25 protein-coding genes, 4 tRNA genes, 2 pseudogenes and 1 riboswitch are annotated in these 20,964 nt (G+C 38.2%); of the genes and pseudogenes, 17 read left to right on the top strand and 14 right to left on the bottom strand.

Annotated elements, in window-relative coordinates; translation table 11 throughout:
* Position 1: 1 nt before the first annotated feature.
* Positions 2 to 1,285, bottom strand: coding sequence for a glutamyl-tRNA reductase (gene hemA / locus R2H34_RS04795; RefSeq protein ID WP_318342461.1), 1,284 nt, complete (start codon positions 1,283 to 1,285; stop codon positions 2 to 4).
* A 79-nt stretch (positions 1,286 to 1,364) separates the two neighbouring features.
* Here hemA and R2H34_RS04790 point away from each other — a divergent pair, with 79 nt between their 5' ends.
* The 14 genes and pseudogenes from R2H34_RS04790 to R2H34_RS04725 form a co-directional block, all read left to right on the top strand.
* Positions 1,365 to 3,083 (top strand): tetratricopeptide repeat protein, encoded by a 1,719-nt coding sequence (locus tag R2H34_RS04790; RefSeq protein ID WP_151835461.1) that lies wholly within the window; start codon positions 1,365 to 1,367, stop codon positions 3,081 to 3,083.
* 4 nt (positions 3,084 to 3,087) lie between these two features.
* On the top strand, positions 3,088 to 3,669 hold the full coding sequence (gene lolB, locus R2H34_RS04785) for a lipoprotein insertase outer membrane protein LolB (protein ID WP_087540688.1): 582 nt from the start codon (positions 3,088 to 3,090) through the stop codon (positions 3,667 to 3,669).
* 16 nt (positions 3,670 to 3,685) lie between these two features.
* Complete coding sequence (gene ispE, locus R2H34_RS04780) at positions 3,686 to 4,519, top strand: 4-(cytidine 5'-diphospho)-2-C-methyl-D-erythritol kinase (RefSeq protein WP_318342460.1); 834 nt, start codon at positions 3,686 to 3,688, stop codon at positions 4,517 to 4,519.
* A tRNA-Gln gene (locus R2H34_RS04775) sits at positions 4,518 to 4,592 on the top strand. Before ispE ends, R2H34_RS04775 begins: the two co-directional genes overlap by 2 nt.
* 25 nt (positions 4,593 to 4,617) lie before the next feature.
* A tRNA-Gln gene (locus R2H34_RS04770) sits at positions 4,618 to 4,692 on the top strand.
* Between the two features lie 18 nt (positions 4,693 to 4,710).
* A tRNA-Gln gene (locus R2H34_RS04765) sits at positions 4,711 to 4,785 on the top strand.
* Between the two features lie 85 nt (positions 4,786 to 4,870).
* Positions 4,871 to 4,945: transfer RNA gene (locus R2H34_RS04760), tRNA-Gln, on the top strand.
* 37 nt (positions 4,946 to 4,982) lie between these two features.
* Entirely contained in the window at positions 4,983 to 5,936 is a 954-nt protein-coding gene (locus R2H34_RS04755) for a ribose-phosphate pyrophosphokinase (protein WP_004913997.1), read from the top strand.
* Positions 5,937 to 6,033: 97 nt separating this feature from the next.
* Entirely contained in the window at positions 6,034 to 6,330 is a 297-nt protein-coding gene (rplY, locus tag R2H34_RS04750; protein ID WP_004913998.1) for a 50S ribosomal protein L25, read from the top strand.
* Between the two features lie 19 nt (positions 6,331 to 6,349).
* Positions 6,350 to 6,931, top strand: coding sequence for an aminoacyl-tRNA hydrolase (gene pth, locus R2H34_RS04745; RefSeq protein WP_004913999.1), 582 nt, complete (start codon positions 6,350 to 6,352; stop codon positions 6,929 to 6,931).
* A gap of 144 nt (positions 6,932 to 7,075) precedes the next feature.
* On the top strand, positions 7,076 to 7,456 hold the full coding sequence (panD, locus tag R2H34_RS04740) for an aspartate 1-decarboxylase (RefSeq protein WP_004914001.1): 381 nt from the start codon (positions 7,076 to 7,078) through the stop codon (positions 7,454 to 7,456).
* A gap of 190 nt (positions 7,457 to 7,646) precedes the next feature.
* Positions 7,647 to 9,054: pseudogene (locus R2H34_RS04735) on the top strand (patatin-like phospholipase family protein); the annotation flags it as partial.
* Positions 9,055 to 9,133: 79 nt separating this feature from the next.
* Positions 9,134 to 9,880 carry an IS5 family transposase gene (locus tag R2H34_RS04730; RefSeq protein WP_108565317.1) on the top strand — a complete coding sequence of 249 codons (747 nt, stop codon included), beginning with the start codon at positions 9,134 to 9,136 and terminating at the stop codon, positions 9,878 to 9,880.
* 34 nt (positions 9,881 to 9,914) lie between these two features.
* Positions 9,915 to 10,298: pseudogene (locus R2H34_RS04725) on the top strand (cyclic nucleotide-binding protein); the annotation flags it as partial.
* A 3-nt stretch (positions 10,299 to 10,301) separates the two neighbouring features.
* Here the strand turns inward: R2H34_RS04725 and R2H34_RS04720 are convergent.
* Positions 10,302 to 11,489, bottom strand: a complete 1,188-nt coding sequence (locus R2H34_RS04720; protein ID WP_042891435.1) for a hypothetical protein — start codon at positions 11,487 to 11,489, stop codon at positions 10,302 to 10,304.
* 25 nt (positions 11,490 to 11,514) lie between these two features.
* Positions 11,515 to 11,718 (bottom strand): hypothetical protein, encoded by a 204-nt coding sequence (locus R2H34_RS04715; protein ID WP_039908255.1) that lies wholly within the window; start codon positions 11,716 to 11,718, stop codon positions 11,515 to 11,517.
* Positions 11,719 to 11,900: 182 nt separating this feature from the next.
* A riboswitch (FMN riboswitch) is annotated at positions 11,901 to 12,053 on the top strand.
* Between the two features lie 93 nt (positions 12,054 to 12,146).
* Here R2H34_RS04715 and ribB point away from each other — a divergent pair.
* Positions 12,147 to 12,806, top strand: a complete 660-nt coding sequence (ribB, locus tag R2H34_RS04710; RefSeq protein WP_004914014.1) for a 3,4-dihydroxy-2-butanone-4-phosphate synthase — start codon at positions 12,147 to 12,149, stop codon at positions 12,804 to 12,806.
* Between the two features lie 33 nt (positions 12,807 to 12,839).
* On the opposite strand, the gene R2H34_RS04705 is transcribed toward ribB, so the two are convergent.
* Positions 12,840 to 13,514, bottom strand: coding sequence for an HAD-IA family hydrolase (locus tag R2H34_RS04705; protein ID WP_042891433.1), 675 nt, complete (start codon positions 13,512 to 13,514; stop codon positions 12,840 to 12,842).
* 93 nt (positions 13,515 to 13,607) lie between these two features.
* On the opposite strand from R2H34_RS04705, the gene R2H34_RS04700 reads away from it, so the two are divergent.
* The gene (locus R2H34_RS04700) at positions 13,608 to 14,375 is read left to right on the top strand and encodes a hydroxymethylpyrimidine/phosphomethylpyrimidine kinase (protein WP_282896857.1); all 768 of its coding nucleotides are present in this window, start codon (positions 13,608 to 13,610) and stop codon (positions 14,373 to 14,375) included.
* A 57-nt stretch (positions 14,376 to 14,432) separates the two neighbouring features.
* Here the strand turns inward: R2H34_RS04700 and R2H34_RS04695 are convergent, their stop codons facing one another.
* The gene (locus R2H34_RS04695; RefSeq protein ID WP_279680387.1) at positions 14,433 to 15,125 is read right to left on the bottom strand and encodes an SDR family oxidoreductase; all 693 of its coding nucleotides are present in this window, start codon (positions 15,123 to 15,125) and stop codon (positions 14,433 to 14,435) included.
* 10 nt (positions 15,126 to 15,135) lie between these two features.
* Positions 15,136 to 15,732, bottom strand: a complete 597-nt coding sequence (locus R2H34_RS04690) for a glutathione S-transferase family protein (RefSeq protein WP_279680386.1) — start codon at positions 15,730 to 15,732, stop codon at positions 15,136 to 15,138.
* Between the two features lie 77 nt (positions 15,733 to 15,809).
* Between R2H34_RS04690 and R2H34_RS04685 the strand changes: the two genes are divergently transcribed.
* Positions 15,810 to 16,352, top strand: a complete 543-nt coding sequence (locus tag R2H34_RS04685; RefSeq protein WP_004682858.1) for a TetR/AcrR family transcriptional regulator — start codon at positions 15,810 to 15,812, stop codon at positions 16,350 to 16,352.
* Positions 16,353 to 16,354: 2 nt separating this feature from the next.
* On the opposite strand, the gene R2H34_RS04680 is transcribed toward R2H34_RS04685, so the two are convergent.
* From R2H34_RS04680 to fabD, 8 genes are all read right to left on the bottom strand, one after another.
* A complete protein-coding gene (locus R2H34_RS04680) occupies positions 16,355 to 16,903 on the bottom strand; it encodes a DUF5625 family protein (RefSeq protein ID WP_151790220.1) in 549 nt (182 codons plus the stop codon).
* Positions 16,904 to 16,997: 94 nt separating this feature from the next.
* Positions 16,998 to 17,471 carry a peptidoglycan-binding protein LysM gene (gene lysM / locus R2H34_RS04675; RefSeq protein ID WP_087536770.1) on the bottom strand — a complete coding sequence of 158 codons (474 nt, stop codon included), beginning with the start codon at positions 17,469 to 17,471 and terminating at the stop codon, positions 16,998 to 17,000.
* 216 nt (positions 17,472 to 17,687) lie between these two features.
* Positions 17,688 to 17,930, bottom strand: coding sequence for an acyl carrier protein (gene acpP, locus R2H34_RS04670; protein ID WP_004682864.1), 243 nt, complete (start codon positions 17,928 to 17,930; stop codon positions 17,688 to 17,690).
* 186 nt (positions 17,931 to 18,116) lie between these two features.
* On the bottom strand, positions 18,117 to 18,353 hold the full coding sequence (locus R2H34_RS04665) for an acyl carrier protein (protein WP_280094686.1): 237 nt from the start codon (positions 18,351 to 18,353) through the stop codon (positions 18,117 to 18,119).
* Positions 18,354 to 18,456: 103 nt separating this feature from the next.
* Entirely contained in the window at positions 18,457 to 18,699 is a 243-nt protein-coding gene (locus tag R2H34_RS04660) for an acyl carrier protein (RefSeq protein WP_318342459.1), read from the bottom strand.
* 186 nt (positions 18,700 to 18,885) lie between these two features.
* On the bottom strand, positions 18,886 to 19,122 hold the full coding sequence (gene acpP / locus R2H34_RS04655) for an acyl carrier protein (RefSeq protein ID WP_004655272.1): 237 nt from the start codon (positions 19,120 to 19,122) through the stop codon (positions 18,886 to 18,888).
* 86 nt (positions 19,123 to 19,208) lie between these two features.
* Complete coding sequence (gene fabG, locus R2H34_RS04650) at positions 19,209 to 19,943, bottom strand: 3-oxoacyl-ACP reductase FabG (protein WP_004682865.1); 735 nt, start codon at positions 19,941 to 19,943, stop codon at positions 19,209 to 19,211.
* Entirely contained in the window at positions 19,940 to 20,926 is a 987-nt protein-coding gene (fabD, locus tag R2H34_RS04645; protein ID WP_005403101.1) for an ACP S-malonyltransferase, read from the bottom strand. The genes fabG and fabD overlap by 4 nt, the downstream gene beginning before the upstream one ends.
* Positions 20,927 to 20,964: the final 38 nt, after the last annotated feature.

The raw sequence follows: 20,964 nt of genomic DNA, 5'->3' as shown, positions 1-20,964 counted from the left end.
TTTATTGTTTTGGCTTGCGTTCATGCTCAAATACTTCATGAAGATGCTGCTGTAGCCATTCAAAATAATCAGGACTCTCAGCTTTAGCCGCCTCACGCAATAAAATGGAGGTCGGATGCATCAATTTTTGCGTCAAACGATGAGCAAACTCTTGCAGAACTTGCTCAGGCGGATGTCCATGTTGTAATGCATCCATGGCATGTTCTAATTCAATTTGACTCATTTCTTCGCTATGTTGGCGGTAGGCTTGTATCGTTCCGCCCGCCTCTTTAACTTTTTGCTGAGTAATCAATTGTGTCGCTAATTGATTTACCATCACTTCTGCTTCAACAGCAGCTTGACGACGCTGTGCAAGATTCTCATCTATCACACTTTGTAAATCATCTACGCCATATAAATAAACGTTATCTAGTGACTCAACTTTTGGATCAATATCACGTGGAACTGCTAAATCCACCATCAACATTTGTTGATAACGCCGTTTCTTCAATGCTGATTTAACATCTGCATATCCGATCACTTGATGCAAACTTCCTGTACAACTTGAAACTACATCTGCGCGATATAAATTTTGTGCTAACTCATTGAAAGGAATAATTTCAACATCGACTTGATGGGCAATTTCTTGAGCAAGAAGATCTACTCGTTCACGACTGCGATTACAAATTAACATTTTTGCCACGCCCATTTCAGCGAGGTGCTTGGCAACCAAAGTATTCATTTCACCCGCAGCAACAATCATTATCGTTATTTTTTCTGGGTGGCTAAATACTTGTGATGCTAGTTGCGCAACGGCATAACCCATTGATACGGCATGGCTACCGACTGATGTTTCTGAGCGTACACGCTTTGCTGCGTAGAAAGCATATTCAAAAACACTATTCAATTCTGGGGATACTGTTTCAGCATCTTTTGATAAGGCCAGAGCACTTTTTACCTGTCCTAAAATTTGTGGTTCGCCTAACATCAGCGAATCCAAACCACTGGCAACACGCATTAAATGTGTAACAGCTTGAGCGTTTTCGTAACGATAAACATGATGAGTTAATTGTTTTACATCAATATTATTCACTTGGGCGAGCCAGTTTAAGACGCTATCCGCGTCTTCTGTCATGGCATAAACTTCTGTGCGGTTGCATGTAGACACAACCACCATATCTTTCAATGAAGGATGTTGACGTTGCTCCTGCAATAGCGCAGCTAACCGCTCTGCATTGAAAGCGATTTGCTCACGTAATTCAACAGAAGCTGTTTGATGGTTGACACCCAATGCAAAGAAAGACATATCAGATCATCATTTCGCTAAATTTATGTTATTGTGCAACATCGGTGTCATAAAAAGCATTACTTTGGATCAATAAAAATTGCGTCAGCTATATCGCCGTAATAAGTTTAGCGGCAAGACGATTCGACGGTATTCTACCACAATCTTGTTGTTAGGTAGCATGAGCTCTTATGTCTCTGCACAAGCAATACACGATATGTATGCTGACAAAAGTTTTGAGAATGCACTACAACAGAGCATGATTGCTGAATTTTCCCTTGCTTATGATAATATTGCAACCGCATTACACAATTACACCGTTCTTGCCATTCGTAGTAACTCTACAACTATTAAGCAACGCGCATTAGATGTTGCTCTTGAATACAATGATCTACAAGCGGCATTAAATATTGCAACGCACTGGGTTGAACAAGAGCCTAAAGATGTTCCAGCATTATTTTACTTATCACATATTGCATTAAAAACGCATGAATATGAACTTGCGGCAAAAACCTTAGATAAAATTCTTAATATTGATCCTACTTCTGATCTAGAACAAATTTTGGCTGGAATTGCACCTGAGAATGCTCAAGATCGCGAAATCTTATTGAATGCTTTACGTGCCAGCACAGAAAAAGACAATCCTTCGATATTGGCTTTGATCGCAGGTCTAGAAGCGCAAGATGGTTTGTATGAGCAAGCGCTTAAGAATATTAACCGTGCATTGCGTAAACGGTCTAAGTCGACTAGTTTTATTTTAATGAAAGCCAACCTGCTGATGGCTTTACAAGATGACGAAGCAACCCAAAAATGGTTTGCTAAAGCTAGCCGCAAGAATAAAGAAAATCTCGATATTCGTTTAGCGGAAGCACGTTATTACATTCAGATCAATGATCAGCAAACAGCATTAGAAAAACTTGAAGATGTTATAAAAGATCATCCAAATGCTGAAGAAGCACTGTTCATTGCGGGCTTAACCAGTATTGATCTAAAGCAATATGAAAAAGCAGAACAGTACTTAGTCGATTTGCGTAATTCAAGCAAATATCAAAATGAAGCCTATTACTACTTAGCCATCAATGCTCAACGCAAACAGCATTATGAAACAGCAAAGGCATATTATCGATTAGTAGACGGCAGTTTATATATCGTGTCTAGACGCAATATGATTGCTATTTTTGAAAAACAAGAACAATTGAATGATGCACTACGCTTCTTAACCCAAGAGCGTGTGAATTATCCTCAACATGCAAGTTTCTTATATCAAGCGCAAGCTGATATTTTAAAGAAAATGAATAATAAAAAAGCGGCTTTAGCATTACTGGATGAAGCAATAAAGAATTTGCCAGATGATCCTGAACTCATTTATGCAGAAGTACTATTACTTGATCCTTTCACTGATCGAGATAAATTAGATAAGACTCTGAAACAATTATTGGCAATTGAGCCAAACAGCCCAACCTATCTTAATGCATACGCCTATACCCTTGCTTTACAAAATCGTCGCTTAAAAGAGGCACGAAAGTATGCGGAACTCGCACTAGAATTTGCACCAGAACAAGCTTCAATTTTAGATACACTAGGTTATATCGCATTTTTACAAAATGATTTTGATACCGCAGTCAAAGTCCTTGGGCAAGCGTATGAAATTAGTCAGAATGTAAATATTGGAATTCGATATGCCAAAGCATTGTATATGCAAGGTGCTCTCACTCAATTCAGTGATGTGTTACATCAATTAAAACAAAAACATGTAAATGCCCCACAATTACAACAACTTGATGGCTTAATCTTACCTGTCACAGTAAAAAAGAGTTAAATTCATGCGCTCATTGTCAAAACTATGCATTGCGATTTGTAGTTCAAGTGTTTTATTCCTTAGTGGTTGTCAAAGCTTAACTCAACCCCAAAAACCAATCGTGACACCGCAAGTTCAAGATGAAAATAATTTTAACTTACAAGGCAAAATTGGGGTTCGTACACCGCAGCAATCTGGCAGTGCATTCTTTACATGGGCACAGCAACAAGATGAATTTGATATTGAATTAACTGGAATCCTAGGTGTTGGAAAAACACACATTCAAGGTAAACCTGGTGAAGTCACACTAAATAGTGCAAAAACTGGACTTATTTCAGCGACCACACCTGAAGAATTACTTGAAAAAGCTACAGGATGGCAAGCACCAATTATGCACTTGACGTATTGGGTACAAGCCAAACCTGCGACTCAAAATGCGCAAATCATAAAAGATGAAAATAATAGATTGAAGCAACTCATTGAAGATGGTTGGACAGTTAATTTTAGTTATAACGACGCACAAATGCTGCCAAATAAATTATTACTTAAACAACCACTTGCGGAAGATAAAGAAAACCGTATTACAATGGTGATTCAAAATCGATAATTGATTAAATTAATCTATGATTAGAGTACCTTCACCTGCAAAATTAAATTTATTTCTGCATATTACTGGTCGTCGAGCGAACGGTTACCATGAATTACAGACGATTTTTCAATTAATTGACCTATATGATTGGATGACTTTTGAAAATTTGTCTGAAGAAATAATACAGATTGAAGGTATTGCTGAAGTTCAACTTGAACAAAATCTCATCTATCGTGCAGCACAATTATTACACCCACATGCAAAAAAACCGTGTGGACTAAAAATTTTGATAGAGAAAAATATTCCTATGGGTGCTGGTCTTGGTGGTGGATCATCCAATGCCGCAACCACACTGATTGTGCTCAATCAACTTTGGGAATGCGGCTTAAATGAAACACAGTTGGCTGAATATGGTGTGCAACTTGGTGCAGATGTTCCTGTCTTCATTTATGGTCGAAATTCATGGGCAGAAGGCATAGGTGAACATTTATCATTCATAGACTTAGATCAAAAACAATTCATTATTTTAAAACCTGATTGTTTTATCAGCACTCAATTGTTATTTTCACAAAAAACATTGACAAGAGACTCTAATATCACTAAATTTTGCGCCTATCAGTTAGAACCTTCTAGCTTTGGAAATAACTTCGAACCTCTGGCTCGACAGTTGTACCCTGAAGTTGAAGAAGCGATGCAATATTTAGATCAATTTGGTCTAGCAAAGCTTACAGGTACAGGTGCTTGTGTTTTTACTGAAGTAACCAGTGAAATGGATACAAAGAAGATTTTGCAAAACGCACCTTGTAAAGCTTACTTGGTCAACAGTTTAGCAGAATCACCTTTAAGACATTTCAAAGTTACACGTTAGGGGCGTCGCCAAGTGGTAAGGCAGCGGGTTTTGATCTCGCCATCCGTTGGTTCGAATCCAGCCGCCCCTGCCAATTTTCACCTGTAGATGTATGTAATAGGGGCGTCGCCAAGTGGTAAGGCAGCGGGTTTTGATCTCGCCATCCGTTGGTTCGAATCCAGCCGCCCCTGCCATTACATATCATCAAATTTAGGGGCGTCGCCAAGTGGTAAGGCAGCGGGTTTTGATCTCGCCATCCGTTGGTTCGAATCCAGCCGCCCCTGCCATATCTTTAGACAGACTTGTTTTATATTGATACCTGTTCAATCATATTGACATTATCATGCAAAACGATTAAAGTTCTGCCGCATTAGGGGCGTCGCCAAGTGGTAAGGCAGCGGGTTTTGATCTCGCCATCCGTTGGTTCGAATCCAGCCGCCCCTGCCATCCAAATTCATTATAAGCCAACCGCCAAGGGTGCTTCATGCCCAATCTTGTCGTTTTTAGTGGAAGTGCTCATCCACAGTTCGCCCAAAAAGTCGTAAGCCATTTACATATTCCACTCGGTGCTGCTTCTGTAAGCAAGTTTTCTGATGGTGAAATTTCAGTTGAAATTACTGAAAATGTTCGTGGTAAAGACGTTTTTATCGTTCAATCTACTTGCGCACCAACCAATGATAACCTTATGGAAATCTTGGTAATGGCAGATGCTTTGCGTCGTGCAAGTGCTGGTCGTATTACTGCAGTTATTCCATATTTTGGCTATGCTCGCCAAGATCGTCGTCCACGTTCAGCACGTGTACCGATTACGGCTAAAGTTGTAGCAGATATGTTGACAACTGTTGGGATCGACCGTGTGGTAATGATCGACTTACACGCAGACCAAATTCAAGGTTTCTTTGATATTCCTGTTGACAACATCTACGGAACGCCAGCGTTATTGGCAGACCTACGTCAACAACAACATGACAACCTTATGGTGGTTTCACCTGACGTTGGTGGTGTTGTTCGTGCACGTGCTGTTGCAAAACAATTAGGTGATATTGATTTAGCTATCATCGATAAACGTCGTCAAAAAGCAAATGAATCACAAGTGATGCATTTGATTGGTGACGTAAAAGATCGTGACTGTGTCATTGTTGATGACATGGTAGATACAGCAGGTACGCTTTGCAAAGCTGCCGATGCACTTAAACAATTTGGTGCTCGCCGTGTTATTGCTTATGCAACTCACCCTGTTTTATCTGGCAAAGCAATTGATAATCTTCGTAATTCTGTTATTGATGAACTTGTTGTTACCGACACGATTCCTCTTTCTGATGAAGCTTTGAACTTAGGTAAAATTCGCCAAGTATCTGTAGCTAGCATGGTTGCTGAAACAATTCGTCGTATTAACAACGAAGAATCTATTAGCGCTATGTTCGATAGTTATCTATAATAGCCCAGCTTTTTTCTTAAACCCTAGCTTAGCTAGGGTTTTTCTATCACTAAACTGGTCGCAAGTTTAGTTTCATAATCTCAATGAGGATATGCCCATGGCAAACTTCGTATTAAACGCTCAAGCACGTGAAGCTGCACTACAAGGGAAAGGTGCGAGCCGCCGCCTTCGTCATGCTTCACAAATTCCAGCAATCATCTACGGTGGTAGCGCTGAGCCTGTAACAATCACTTTAGAACTTCGTGAAATCGTTAAAGCTTTAGAAAGCAACGAATTCTTCGAAGAAGTGATCGAAATCAAGATCGGTGATAAAGTTGAAAACGTTAAAATCCAAGCGTTACAACGTCACCCAGCTAAAAACACTCCTATGCACGCTGACTTCAAACGCGCATAAGTGTTAAAGGCGTAAATTAGTGTCAAATATTTCGCTAATTGTTGGTTTGGGCAATCCTGGTAAGGAATATGCCCAAACCCGCCATAATGCAGGCTTTTGGTTCGTTGAACAACTTGCTGATCGTTATGGTATCTCTTTAAAAGCAGAACCAAAGTTTCATGGGTTCACTGGTCGTGGTCAAATTGAAGGTCATGACGTACGCTTACTCTTACCAACAACATTTATGAACCGTTCAGGTCAAAGTGTTGTGCCATTTGCCAAATTTTATCAAGTCACACCAGAAGCGATCTTAATCGCCCATGATGAACTGGATATGGATCCTGGCATAATTCGTTTAAAAACAGGTGGCGGACACGGTGGACATAATGGTCTTCGTGATATTGTTCCGCATATCGGCCCTAACTTCCATCGTTTACGTATCGGAATTGGACATCCTGGTTCCAAAGAACGTGTTTCTGGTCATGTGCTTGGCAAAGCTCCTAGCAGTGAACAAGATTTAATGGATGCAGCAATTGATCATGCGCTTTCAAAAGTGAAAATGCTTGTTGATGGACAAGTTTCACAAGCGATGAATCAAATTAATGCTTACAAACCCGCTTAAACTTAAACTGAATTGTTGAACAATCACGCTTGCCATATTGTGTTTTTAAGCGCAAAATGCGCATCAAACCGCCTACACCCTGCGGAAACGTGACAAGTCAACCATAAGATATTCATCTTAGGTCTTACTCAGGAGACGCTAGCCATGCTATCTCGTTTATTAAAATGTAAAATTCACCGTGCAGTTGTGACACATGCAGAACTTCATTACGAAGGTTCTTGTGCAATTGATGGTGTATTAATGGACTTAGCAGGGATTCGTGAATACGAAGAAATCCACGTATGGAACGTAACTAACGGTAAACGCTTTACAACTTACGCAATTCGCGGTGAAGATGATTCAGGCATTATCTCTGTGAACGGTGGTGCTGCTCATCAAGCTGATGTTGGTGATTTAGTCATTATTGCTACATTTGGTGATTTTACTGAAGTAGAAGCTGATCTTCATAAGCCACGCTTAGTATATGCAAATCCAGACAACACTGTAAATCATACAGCGAACTGCATTCCGGTACAGATTGCTTAATACAAAACACAAGATTCCCAAAAAAGCCAGTCATCATGTACTGGCTTTTTTTATGGGTATATTTTCTGATATGTCCAAATCAATACAAAAATGCGTCAAACTATTGATAGGTTTTACTGAACCTCACTTGCGAAATATTGTTCAGATTCATTAAATAAATAGACAATAAAGATAAATTGAATGAAAGCATATGGATATTATAAAAACGCTCAGCAAAGTAAAATTATTCCAAGAATTAGAACCTGAATCTTTAATAGATCTAGCTCAGTTCTGTTCTGTAAAGCATTTACAAACAGGTCATCAACTCTATGATTTAGATGATCTCCCTCTTCATGTTTATATTATTGCTCATGGACGAGTCAAATTAACAACAAGAACCAATTTATCTACTTACCTAGGTCGTCACGAAATCGTTGGTGAAATGGGTGTTATTTCCAACCAACCTCATCATGGTCGTATAATCGCAACTTGAGATACTTGTCTTATAGAGATTCCCCAACAGCAGTTTACTGCGTTTCTACAAAAACACCCTCAAGTTTTATTTACTGTATCTCAAATGATCATTGCCCGTTCTCAGCCTGAATTGCAGCATATTCACGCAATGAGCCATAGCAGGACACTTTCAATTATCCCAATCTCAATGCAAATTCCAGCAATTCATCTTGCAGAACAATTGACTGAACATTTAAAACGTTGGCCCAATGTAAGAGTCGTAACTGCAGCACATGTCGATGCCTTATTTGGAGAGGGATTTAGTCAAACAAAATTAGACTACAGTTCAGAAGATCTAAAGTTAAGACAATGGCTAGCTATTCTTGAAGAAAAGCATTGTTATGTATTATATGCTGCAGATCGACCTGATGATGAATGGGCAAAGCGCTGTCTGCACCAAGCAGACCGAATCTTAATTTTAGCGGAAGCAAATCAATCTCCGATTCACAGCCCCTTAGTTGATGTCTTAAATCAATATGATTGGCAAAATCCAATTGAACTGGTGTTGTTACGCTCTGAAGGTGATCCCTCACCTTACACTCTGCAATGGAAGAAACTATATTGCGCTCAAGCACATTATTTTATTCACCCGTGGTCCGAAACAGATATTCGTGCGATCGCAAGACAAATTACTAGTCAAGGCTTAGGGCTCGTTTTAGGCGGGGGGCGGTGCACGTGGCTTTGCTCATATTGGGATGATACGAGCATTAGAGCAACTGCATATCCCAATTGATATTGTTGGCGGAACCAGCATGGGAGCCTTCATTTCTGCTTTAGTCGCTTGTGGCTTCGATAGTGTAGAAATGAAACATATTGCATATGAAACATTTGTTGCTCGAAATTACCTCAATGACTACATCATGCCTAAAGTTTCATTGATTCGTGGGCAACGCTTTCATGCACGTTTGCAGGCTATTTTTGGGCATCGTCGAATTGAAGAATTGAAACAAACCTTCTACTGTATTTCTACCAATCTTTCTACAGGTGAAGCAGTTATTCATGATCAAGGTGAACTTGCGACTTGGGTAGGAACCAGCATGAGTGTTCCTGGCGTTGCTCCACCTGTGGCGTGGCATGAAAATTTATTATGCGATGGAGGTGTGATTAGGGTGTGTTGACACTTTTAGCTTAAAAAAATAGCGAAGTAGTAAAATCAAATCGCCAAACCCAATTTTACTATTCGCTATGCCTCGTACCATGCTGACAGATCAACACTGGCAAAAGTTGAAAACTATTTTGCGTAATTTATCTATTCATCACAACTCAAATTTACGTAATTTTATTGAAGCTATTCTCTATAGAATTAGAACAGGCTGTCCGTGGCGAGATATTCCTTCCTATTTCGGTCAATCAAACTCTATTTTCAAACGTTTTAATCGTTGGTCAAGCAGCGGTAAGTTGCTTAGATTATTCAAATTATTAGCATCATGCCCCGATATGGAGTGGATTTTTATTGATGGCTCTCACGTACGTGCTCATCAACATTCTGCCGGTATAGCGAATCAATCCATTTCTAAAAGTGTAGGAGGAAACTCCTCAAAAATACATTTGATTGTTGATTCACATGGCAATCCTATTGATTTCATGATTACCGATGGCACTACACATGACATCAAAGTTGCACCTGATTTAATAGCAACATTAGATTTAAAAGAGACAGAAGTGGTATGCGCAGATAAAGGCTATGATTCAGAACCACTGCGTGAGCAGATCAGAAAAACAGGAACAAAAGCGAATATACCAAAGAAAATAAATAGCCAATCGAACAATGATCATATGGACTGGTATTTATATAAAATCAGGCATTTAGTTGAAAATATGTTTTGTAGATTAAAACAACTTAGAGGGATAGCTACTCGATATGACAAGCTCAAAAGAAATTATCAAAGTGCTGTTGCCTTAGCCTGTATATTTTTATGGCTACCTTTATAGGTTTAATTATGAACAGTAAATGTCAACAGCCCCTAATAATTTACCTACTGATGTTATGCAAAATTTGGAACGTGGTGCGATTATTGCCAGTAACGTAAGTTCACATGATGACATTCGTGTTCCAGGCATTGGATTGAATGAACCTGATCAAAGCGCCTTATTGAACTGGAATAAAATTATTAAAGATAAATTATTAAGAGCTCCACGTCTTGCAGAAATCTTAATGCGTACAGCGACACTTGCTAGTGACACAATGATTCAAGCAGCAGCAATAGAGCGCGCTAATTTACATATACGCATGCCCATAGATGGGATTGGAATGTTTGACTGGCATCGGCTTGATGAATTGGTTGAACGTGGGTATGAGCATGCATTAGAAACCTTGGTTCCTATCCGAGATACGCTCCCCTCTGCCTGATTATCACTGCTCAGTGATCGAATTCAATCCAATACCATATTGATCTAATAAATGATCTAGATATTGATAGGTTTCTTCATCGAGCTGCTGCATGTAGCCATTCAAAATGCTCTGACATAGCTTTTGCTTTGCAATTGGCATACGGCGAATAATGTCAAAAGTGACATCCCATTGTGATCTTAATAAAGATGCATAAGCGATATGATGCAAGACCTCCTCATCAATCTGAGATATTGCCTCAGCCACAGCTTCTCTCGCTTCATCTTGCATAAACCTAACAACTACAAGTATATCAGTCCATAAATTACACTGATCTGCTGCGGCTACGATACTTTGAATAATTTCAACCTGTCTCAAGGCTGGTAAATTGGCTACAAAATTCTGTGCGTGATTCGACAAACAAGCGACCACAGGCAGCATATCTTCCCATAGCTCATCTTCCTGAGTAGCTTGAATGATCGCATTAATTACACCTTCTCCTTGCTGAACAGCCAAATCTCCCAGCTCTTGTTTCAAGCTATAACCAATATGCGTCATAAGTGCCAAGAGTTTTGGCCATATGAGGCGTTGAGAAGAATCACAAATAATTAATAAGGTTTTTTGTATCCGCTCTTTCGGCAAGACATGCACTAAATGATCAATACGTTCTCTTGATTCAATATAAAAGACGATTTCGAGTAAATCGCTCTCCTTTTCAATCATTTCGGCGATATCTCGAAAAACATCGTCCGCCAACATGCCAACAAAACGTCCCATCGTCACAAAATCACGTTGCTCAAGTAAAATACGAGCGATATCTTTTATTTGATGCGTCGTTAACAACATCAATAATTCTCTGGCTAAACGAGGGTCAAGATAAACTGCAATATCGGCAAGCATTTTGGGTGTTAAATGTTTAGCGATTTGATATAAATTTTCTGTAGAAAGATGCGATGCAATTTGAGCAACAATCAATGGCGATAAAAAGCGTTTTACGATAAATACGTTTAACCAACTTGGTAACCAATTTACCCATACAGCAAGAGAGCGAAATCTGTTTTTTTGTTGATCTTGTAATTGTTCTATTATTCCAAAGCGAAACTGACGTAGGCTCTCTGGAGCCAAAGGTTTTAAAAAATTGAGCTGTGTTTGTGAAACACCAAAAATATGCGCCAGCTTTATAATTTCAGCTTCAACAGCTAATCTTGTCATGACCAGCCCCTATTGTTGATAGTTTTTAAATAAAGGTCTTAGAAAAAAATGGAACTTTAAAGAGGCTTTGATTAATTTTTCTATTCTCTTGTTCGATCGTTTGTTTTAATTGCTGATTCAACCAAGCCAAATCTTGCTGCGAGACTAAACTAAAATCTTTTAAGCTCATCACAGGTCGGTGAAGTTGCTGAGCCAAGTTTTCCAACTCGATATTATTCTTAATATCCATTTTATTGATCTCCATTTTTATTGTTCTATGTTTGGAGTGTATGCGTAATTCAAAAAGAATACTAGCACTTAGAATTATTGAAAAATGTGAATGATTTCTTACTTAATCTTCTGGTTTAAATAGAACGGTTCATTCTATAAAAAACTATTTTCAGAATATAGAAAGTCGATATAATCAAATCACATCGCTTCAGGGCGGGGTGAAATTCCCCACCGGTGGTAAGTTAGGCTTTGCTCAAAGACCTAATCAGCCCACGAGCCTGTATATTTTTATATACAAGCAGATTTGGTGAAAAACCAAAGCCGACGGTATAGTCCGGATGAAAGAAGACGAAATCACCGAAACTCACTTTGGTTTGTTTTGGTGTCCGCTTATTTTGCATCAGTCCTGAAATGTTCAACCGTAACCCAATTACGCGAGCGTTTCATATGTCTAGTTTAATTCAACCTGAACTTTTCTTTTCAGCACTCTCACCAGCTGAACTTCGTATTCAACAAGCTTTAGATGATATCCGCCAAGGCAAACCTGTATTGGTCATGGACGATTTTGATCGGGAAAATGAAGCTGATCTTATTATTGCTGCTGAAACATTAACCGTCGAAACAATGGCACAAATGATTCGTGATGGTTCTGGTATTGTGTGTTTATGTTTGACTGAACAATTAGCTGACCATTTAGAGCTCCCACCTATGGTCATAGATAACTCTAGCCAATTCAAAACTGCGTTTACCGTCACGATTGAGGCAGCACAAGGCGTTACGACAGGTGTATCAGCAAAAGATCGTGTAACAACGGTTTTAGCTGCAACCAAAGATGGTGCTGTTGCAAGTGATCTTCATCGTCCAGGTCATGTATTCCCCTTACGTGCTCGTGATGGCGGTGTACTAACCCGTCGAGGTCATACCGAGGGGACAATTGATTTAGCTCGTTTGGCAGGCTTAAAACCTGCAGGTGTGCTATGTGAGCTAACCAACCCAGATGGTTCTATGGCATCAGGTATTCAAGTGTTAGCGTATGCGCAAACACATGGCTTGACAGTGATTAGCATAGAAGAACTCGTCCAATACCGTTTAAAGCATAATCTTTAATACAAAAAAGCCTCGATTCATCGAGGCTTTTTATTAGGATACTTTGCGCTGTTGATTTAATTGCTCGATACATTCAATCAGCTCATTAAACTGATTGATTTGCGTGATCGGCTGCGCTTGAGCCAGTTCTTCTGGTGTTCCATAGCCATAACTGACCGCAATGGTATCAATTCCATGAGCACGTGCACCAACAATATCATATTGACGATCACCGACCATTACACAGTGCTGTGCATTCAACTGTTCTTGCTCAAGAATATAAGCAATTAAATCTGCTTTGTTGGTACGTTCGCCAGTCAACTCACTACCATGTATTTCTGTGAAATATTGATCCAACTCGAAATGCACCAAAATTTGTTTCGCATAGACTGTTGGCTTAGCTGTTGCTAAAAATAATTGATAATCTTGTTGTTTTAGTTTGCAGAGTGTCTCAGCAACATTTGGATAGACTTGATTTTCAAATAATCCGATCACTGCAAAACGTTCACGATAGGCTGCAAGTGCTTGCTCAGCCAACTCAACACTTTGGGAGTTTAACAATCTCGCCAAGGAACCTTTTAATGGTGGTCCAATCGTCCAATCCAAATCTACTTCATCAGCTATTGGACAACCAAGTTTCTCTAGTGCAAAACGAATTGAACGATAAATACCTTCTTTGGGATCAGTTAAAGTCCCATCTAAATCAATTAAAATATTTCTGATCGTCATTCGTTCAATCTCTTAAAGCCTTACAACACAGTATCGAGAGTTTCTCAAAACTCCCCTATACTAGCCTAAATGAGAACATAAAAGGAAATTGCAGTGCGTCCAACCGTACTTTGTTTTTCAGGTTTAGACCCATCGGGTGGTGCAGGTCTACAAGCAGATATAGAAGCCATAGGACAAAGCGGTGCACATGCAGCAATTGCTTGTACGGCTTTGACAATACAGAACTCACAACAAGTATTTGGTTTTGAAGCAAGTTCAAAAGAATTGCTGTTAGCTCAAGCAAATGCTGTGGTTGGAGACTTACCTATCAAATGTGTAAAATCTGGCATGTTGGGCACTACCGATAATATTGCTGCATTAGCTGAATTTTTAAGAGCACATGATGATTATCAATATGTACTTGATCCTGTTTTAGTCGCAAACAGTGGTGGCTCTCTAGGTGATCAAGCAACATTAGTAAAGGCATTTGTTGAGCTAATTCCTCTCGCGACTGTGATTACCCCCAATACAGTTGAATTGAGAGCTTTAACTGGTGTGGATGATATTGAACTCGCTACTCAGAAATTATTTGAAATGGGTGCAAAAGCAGTTTTAGTTAAAGGTGGACATGAAGATACTCCTGATCATATTCGCAATGTACTTTATGCTGACGGCAAAATGATTGCTGAAAGCCATTGCCCTCGTTTAGACGGACAATATCATGGTTCTGGCTGTTCTTTGGCAAGCTTTATTGCAGGTCGTTTAGCTTTGGGAGATTCCCTTAAAATTGCAGTGCAACATGCTGAAACGTGGTTATTTGGTGTATTAAAACAAGCTGAGACACCTGTACCCAATGGGCAAAAGATTCCAAAGCGGTTTTAAGACTTAAATAATAATGAATAGAAATACATATATTTCTATTCATTTATTCAACATGATCTAACGACAATTCACACCATTATTCAAATCAAATACCTCACCACTTAAACAATTTGGAGCTGCTTGCGCCAGCCAAAAAACGGTATCTGCAATTTCTTGTGTTTGGCAAAACTGTTGATTCAAGGTGGCTTCTTTTAACCGCTTTTGTCTCTCAACAGGAATCTTTTGCATCATCTGTGTTTCAACAGGGCCGGGCGCAATACTAAAAGTTTGGATATTATGCTGGGCATGACTACGAGCTATACTACGCATCCCATTAATTAGCCCCGCTTTTGAGATACCATACCAAATATCAGGATGACCAATTTGTCCAGCAATAGATGCCATACTAATAATTCGTCCAGATTTTTGTTTTTTAAAAATATTCTCCGCCACATCAATACTCAACTGCATCGTATGAATCAGATTTACATACATAATCTTTTGTATTTCTTCCCACGTATATGAAGCTGCTGTAAGTGTATTCATATAGCCTGCATTATTAATCAGCACATCAAACTGCCCAATCTGCTGAATCACCTTCTCAATTTGATCATATTGCAACATATCCGCTTGCCAATGATGCAAATGAAGATGTGAATATTGTGGAGTATGTCGAGAAATATTATGCACCTCATAATTCTCATCTAGAAATTTTTGGGCAATCGCTTGCCCTATTCCTTGACTTGCTCCAGTAATCAATACTTTTTTCATGCCTAACCTATTATTCATCTAATTCAATAAAACGAGGCAATTGTTGAAAACGTGTTAACCAAGCCTGAACATATGGATATGGGTCTAATTCTATTTTTCCTTGATGCGCTAAAGCGATGTAAGGATAACAAGCAATATCTGCAATCGTGGCTGATTCACCAACCAACCAATTTCTTGTTTTCAAATGTTGATTTACAATTGCTAATGATACATGTGACATTGCAGTCGCATTTTCGATATCAATATTTGGTTTTTTAATCAGATGAAATGCTCGTGCTGCCGATAAAGTAGAAGCAATTCTTTGATTGGCAAAAAATAACCACTCTAAAACATGCGTCATTGCAATTGTTTCTTGAGGAAACCAAAGCTGATGAGCATCATATGTTCTAGCGAGATAGCACAAGATTGCTTGAGAATCATGGATATGCCTCCCCTGATCTTCTAGCACAGGGATCTGCCCTAAAGGATTCAGTTTTAAAAAATGCTCTGTCTTTTGCTCTTGGTCAGCTAAATTTATAGAGACTTTTTCGTAGTCTAAATTCAAAAATGAAAGTAATAATCTGATTTTGTAACAATTTCCTGAGATTACAGTATTATAAAGTTTCATTGTCATCTTCTTTTGTGGTTATATAACTTCAATGTACCGAACGATCGGTACAAAATCAAGTGGTATGAGTAGTTTTTATGGATAAACCGACTTTAATTCGATCTTTATTAAGTATTTTCAGAGAATATGGTTATGAAGGCGCTTCTTTATCCAAAATTTCTGAACGGACAGGTTTAGGTAAAGCCAGTTTGTATCATCACTTTCCAAATGGAAAACAACAAATGGCACAAGATGTTTTGAGCTATTTAGAACAATGGCGCGAAGATCATATTTTTATTCACCTACAAAGCAATGCATCACCTATTGAACGTTTAGAAGCTCTAACCTATTCATTAAAACAAGTTTATGAAAATGGCCATGTAGCGTGTATTTTGGCAGTTTTAACCTTAAGTGAAGCGCACCAAACCTTTTTGCCTCAAATTCAACCCGTATTTACAAGACTGATTGAAAGTATCTCTGTCGTTTTACAAGATGCGGGAATATCAGAAGAACAAGCTTTCGAGCGGGCACAAGATACTGTGATACGTATTCAAGGATCTTTAATCCTATCTAGAGCATTACAAAGTCCAAAACCCTTTTTACAATTAATGGATAAACTTCCTAAACAATTATTATCTTAAGATTATTTACCACCATTACTTGCATTTAAGCTTAAAGTTGTTTTGACATTTTTTAATTGATTATGTGGTTGTAAATTAACAACTTCAATCACATAAAGATCTTGAGATAAAGGAATCCAGCCAATACTTCTGTAACTTTTATTTTTACCATCATGTCCTGTTGAGCATAAAGACTGAAATTGCTGATTAAAAACAATTTCATGATTTTTTGATTTTCTTACAAGAACTTGTAAGGTTATTGGTTGACCTAATTCTTTTCTCTTCTCTACAGGAATGTTGTTATATTTTATAGTCCCATCACAATATTGGTTAAAAGTATTTCCAACAACAAGATCATCAACTCGCTTTTGTGCTGATTCAAATTCAAGAGTTAGGCTTAAGTGGTAAGACTTTGGTACATTTACCTTAAATTCAGTAGTTGCTAATGCGCCAGTATGAGTTAAATCAATCGGCAGATTTGAAAACAATGGAGGAAATACACAAAGACCTGTCATCCACATTGCCACACTTAAAACGGGCTTTTGACATAAAGCATAAGTAAATGAATTCATTTTTTAATGTTTTAGTAATTTCAATTTTATAGATTTTATCTTTTATTTTGAAATAAAAAAGGCGCAATACGCGCCTCCTCTGTCACATTACAATTTATTCAGGTATACGTAAAACTTGTCCGGGAAAAATATCATCCGCATTTTTGAGTAATGGTCTATTCGCTTCAAAAATTTTATTGTACTGGTTTGGATCACCATAATATTCTTTAGAAATCTTAGATAAATTATCACCTGATTTTACGGTATAGAATTTACTTTCTGGTTCAGGCACCTCAACCGTCATCTGATCATCGACCTGAGCAACGTGATCAATATTACCAACGGCAAGAACTATCTTTTCTTTATCTGCTTGGCTTTTGACTCGCCCTTTAATAATGGCTGTATCGGTATTTCCATTATAGGTTACTGATAAACCATCAACACCAAGACCTAAACTTTTAATCAAACCTAATAATTTATTGGCAATTTCTTGAGCTGAAGGCTCAACAGGTGTGGCTGGAGCAGGCTGAGGTTCTGCTGGTGCTGTATTTTTTTTACCAATGCCTTTAACAAAATCAAAAATACCCATTTTTTATTTCCTCTGTAATTATTGATTAAGCATAGTCAAAACAGACTTACAATTAGTTATACAGAAAAAATAAAGCATGCGAGTTTCAATTTAACGAGGTCTTGTAAATATATGTATATGCAGTAAAACTGATTTTAAGCTTTCACATTTATATATTTTTTAAATATAAAAAGCCACCTTACGGCGGCTTTCAATTCGTTCAAAACTTGAAGCAATTTAAGCATTTTCTCCCACAATATTGGTCATATAATCAATTGCAGATTGAACGGTAATAATTTTCTCAGCCTCTTCATAAGGAATTTGAGTACCAAATTCTCCCTCAAAAGCCATAATGAGCTCAACTACAGCCAATGAATCAGCGCCTAAATCATCTGTAAAGGATGCATTTGGTAAAACATCTTCTTCATTTACACGAAGTTGCTCAATAATGATCTCTTTAATACGGTTTGCTATATTCATAAAATTCCCTTTTGTTGTTATGGTTTAATAAATTATTTTAAATAGCATAAATTTTATACACTCAAATAAATTATTTTCATATTTATAGTTTATTTTTTCTTGTAAAAATATTTATATATCTATTTAAATCAAGAAGTTCCACATATAAAAAACTAACTTTCGATGACTTTTCAATCATGTAAATGATTAAACTTTATTAGTCACATAATCAACCAGTGATTGAAATGTATCTATTTTTTCCATATCTTCATCTTGTACTTCAAAACCAAATTCCGCCTCAATCGCCCTACTAAGATCTAAGGTGTCTTGACTATCAAAATGTAAATCTTCAACCAAACGAGTGCTGGGTCTCATCTCTACAAGACCAAACTTCTCCTTAATTACTGTCTTAAGGCGATCTTCTATTGTTTTTTCAGAATTCATAGAATTTTCCTTATATTTTAATTTTTAATATAACTGTATTACTCTCTGTAATTAATAAATTCATGAAACATCATCTTTCGATAAACTAAAAGTATGATGGAATTTACATATCGCCTCCTACATTCATCTCAATATAATTAATAGCATCACGCACTGTAAGAAGTTTCTCTGCATCTTCATCTGGAATTTCAATTCCAAATTCTTCTTCAAAAGCCATAATTAGTTCAACTACAGCCAATGAATCAGCGCCTAAATCATCTGTAAAGGATGCATTTGGTAAAACATCTTCTTCATTTACACGAAGTTGCTCAATAATGATCTCTTTAATACGGTTTGCTATATTCATAAAATTCCCTTTTGTTGTTATGGTTTAATAAATTATTTTAAATAGCATAAATTTTATACACTCAAATAAATTATTTTCATATTTATAGTTTATTTTTTTTGTAAGATATTTTTACATCTATTCATATGAAAAGTTGAACATATAAAAAAGCCACCGAAAAAGGTGGCTTTTAATCATGTGATATGATTAACCAAGTTTTTTGGTTACATAATCAATTGCAGATTGAACAGTCGTGATTTCATTAGAATCTTCGTCTGGAATGGTGATGTCAAAATCATTTTCAAAAGACATTACAAGTTCAACCAGATCCAAAGAGTCAGCACCTAAATCATCCATGAAAGATGCTTCATTCTTGATCTCTTCAGCACGCATACCTAATTGTTCAGCTACAGCTTGTTTGATGCGTTGTTCGATATCGCTCACAGGAATTCTCCTCATTGCTTGTGGCGTTTTGATTTGCCACTAGTTTAATTGAATATAAAAACTTTTAAAAGTTTATACATCGCCACTTAGGCCATGTATAGACCACCATTTACGTGTAAAACTGTACCAGTAATGTAACTAGCTTTATCGCTTGCAAGGAAACTCACTGCATGCGCAATATCTTGAGGCTCACCTAGACGATTTAAAGCTACTTGATCACTCATTTTTTTACGAACATCTTCGCTTAACTGATCAGTCATTTCAGTCGCGATGAATCCAGGTGCAACACTATTTACAGTAATCTGACGGCTGCCCATCTCTTTAGCTAAACTACGACTGAATGCTTCAATCCCTGCTTTTGCTGCTGAATAGTTGGCTTGGCCTGGATTTGCAAAATGTGCAACCACTGAACTAATGTTAATAATTCGACCAAAACGTGCTTTAGTCATACCTTTTAAAACACGCTTCGAGAGACGGTAAACAGCTTTGAGATGAATATTGAGAATATCGTCCCAATCATCTTCAGACATACGAAGTAACAAATTATCTTTCGTAATCCCAGCATTGTTCACTAGAACTAAGACAGAACCGTATTTTTGCTCGATATCTGTTACCAGTGCATCAATCGCTTCACCATTTCGAACGTCAAGTACAGCACCCGCACCGTTCTCAGCAAAGCTTTCTGTCAGTTTTTGCGCGCCTGATTCAGAAGTCGCGGTGCCAACTACAAAAAAACCGTCTTGAATGAGCTGCTGTGCAATTGCTGCGCCAATGCCTCGGCTAGCTCCTGTCACTAACGCAACTTTTCGTTGTTGTGTCATGCAATTTTTCCTTCTGCCACTAATACTGCGTTTAGGGCATCTTCCATACGTGCTTTGCTATCAATCGCAAATGCTTTATCTATGTTCGGTAATCGCTTCGCAAGATTACTCAGTACAGTCCCAGGTCCACATTCGACCACATACTGAATACCTTGATCTTGCAGATATTGCATGGTACGAGTCCATTGCACTGACTCATATAACTGAGCCGTTAATGCCTGACGCAATTGAGCAACATCTGTCGCAATTTCCGCGTTGACATTTTGTATTACAGGAAGGCGTGGTAGCTCAATGGCAGTTTGTTCCAAAGCTTCAGCAAACTGTTCTGCTGCTGGCTTCATTAATGAGCAATGTGAAGGCACAGATACTGGTAGCGCAATAGCTTTGCCTGATTGCTCCTTTGCAGCAGCGATAACCTGTTGGACTAAAGTCGCAGTTCCTGCAATCACAACTTGACCTTGCGCATTGTAATTGGCAGCTTCAACCGAACCCTCGCCATTTGCTGTCGCAGCTTGGCAAAGCTCAACCACTTTCTGATCATCAAGACCTAGAATTGCAGCCATAGCACCTGTTCCTTGAGGAACTGCATTTTGCATGAGTTTCCCACGCAAATTCACTAGTTTTACAGCATCTCCCAATGTCATCGCTTCCGCAGCAACTAAAGCACTGTATTCACCTAGAGAGTGTCCTGCCAAGTATTTTGGTACTACACCGCCTAACTCCAACCATACGCGCCATAACGCGATACTAGCGGTTAATAAAACAGGTTGTGTATTTTCAGTTTGATCTAAACCTTCTCCGCTTTGCGCGATATGCCATAAATCAAAACCTAGTGCATTTGATGCTTCATCAAAGGTTTCTTTGACCACACCAAACTGCTCAGCGAGTTCAGCCAGCATACCTACTTTTTGCGAGCCTTGACCTGGGAATACAAATGCGGTTTTTGTTGCTTGAGCTGCCTGCTCAAGTCGTTTAGTCGACATATAAAAATCCTTAAAATGGTCTATTGCCAGTTTCATCA

Source organism: Acinetobacter sp. 16 (assembly GCF_033439925.1).
GTDB classification, from domain to species: domain Bacteria; phylum Pseudomonadota; class Gammaproteobacteria; order Pseudomonadales; family Moraxellaceae; genus Acinetobacter; species Acinetobacter junii.
Note: the sequence above shows the minus strand (reverse complement) of the source record. Positions and strands in the feature narration are given on the sequence as shown.

What these genes read in the sequence shown, in the direction of transcription:
- hemA (WP_318342461.1), bottom strand. Translation starts at nt 1,285, where the DNA reads ATGTCTTTCTTTGCATTGGGTGTCAACCATCAAACAGCTTCTGTTGAA.
- lolB (WP_087540688.1), top strand. Translation starts at nt 3,088, where the DNA reads ATGCGCTCATTGTCAAAACTATGCATTGCGATTTGTAGTTCAAGTGTT.
- ispE (WP_318342460.1), top strand. Translation starts at nt 3,686, where the DNA reads ATGATTAGAGTACCTTCACCTGCAAAATTAAATTTATTTCTGCATATT.
- R2H34_RS04755 (WP_004913997.1), top strand. Translation starts at nt 4,983, where the DNA reads ATGCCCAATCTTGTCGTTTTTAGTGGAAGTGCTCATCCACAGTTCGCC.
- rplY (WP_004913998.1), top strand. Translation starts at nt 6,034, where the DNA reads ATGGCAAACTTCGTATTAAACGCTCAAGCACGTGAAGCTGCACTACAA.
- panD (WP_004914001.1), top strand. Translation starts at nt 7,076, where the DNA reads ATGCTATCTCGTTTATTAAAATGTAAAATTCACCGTGCAGTTGTGACA.
- R2H34_RS04730 (WP_108565317.1), top strand. Translation starts at nt 9,134, where the DNA reads ATGCCTCGTACCATGCTGACAGATCAACACTGGCAAAAGTTGAAAACT.
- R2H34_RS04720 (WP_042891435.1), bottom strand. Translation starts at nt 11,489, where the DNA reads ATGACAAGATTAGCTGTTGAAGCTGAAATTATAAAGCTGGCGCATATT.
- R2H34_RS04715 (WP_039908255.1), bottom strand. Translation starts at nt 11,718, where the DNA reads ATGGATATTAAGAATAATATCGAGTTGGAAAACTTGGCTCAGCAACTT.
- ribB (WP_004914014.1), top strand. Translation starts at nt 12,147, where the DNA reads ATGTCTAGTTTAATTCAACCTGAACTTTTCTTTTCAGCACTCTCACCA.
- R2H34_RS04705 (WP_042891433.1), bottom strand. Translation starts at nt 13,514, where the DNA reads ATGACGATCAGAAATATTTTAATTGATTTAGATGGGACTTTAACTGAT.
- R2H34_RS04695 (WP_279680387.1), bottom strand. Translation starts at nt 15,125, where the DNA reads ATGAAAAAAGTATTGATTACTGGAGCAAGTCAAGGAATAGGGCAAGCG.
- R2H34_RS04690 (WP_279680386.1), bottom strand. Translation starts at nt 15,732, where the DNA reads ATGAAACTTTATAATACTGTAATCTCAGGAAATTGTTACAAAATCAGA.
- R2H34_RS04685 (WP_004682858.1), top strand. Translation starts at nt 15,810, where the DNA reads ATGGATAAACCGACTTTAATTCGATCTTTATTAAGTATTTTCAGAGAA.
- R2H34_RS04680 (WP_151790220.1), bottom strand. Translation starts at nt 16,903, where the DNA reads ATGAATTCATTTACTTATGCTTTATGTCAAAAGCCCGTTTTAAGTGTG.
- lysM (WP_087536770.1), bottom strand. Translation starts at nt 17,471, where the DNA reads ATGGGTATTTTTGATTTTGTTAAAGGCATTGGTAAAAAAAATACAGCA.
- acpP (WP_004682864.1), bottom strand. Translation starts at nt 17,930, where the DNA reads ATGAATATAGCAAACCGTATTAAAGAGATCATTATTGAGCAACTTCGT.
- R2H34_RS04665 (WP_280094686.1), bottom strand. Translation starts at nt 18,353, where the DNA reads ATGAATTCTGAAAAAACAATAGAAGATCGCCTTAAGACAGTAATTAAG.
- R2H34_RS04660 (WP_318342459.1), bottom strand. Translation starts at nt 18,699, where the DNA reads ATGAATATAGCAAACCGTATTAAAGAGATCATTATTGAGCAACTTCGT.
- fabG (WP_004682865.1), bottom strand. Translation starts at nt 19,943, where the DNA reads ATGACACAACAACGAAAAGTTGCGTTAGTGACAGGAGCTAGCCGAGGC.
- fabD (WP_005403101.1), bottom strand. Translation starts at nt 20,926, where the DNA reads ATGTCGACTAAACGACTTGAGCAGGCAGCTCAAGCAACAAAAACCGCA.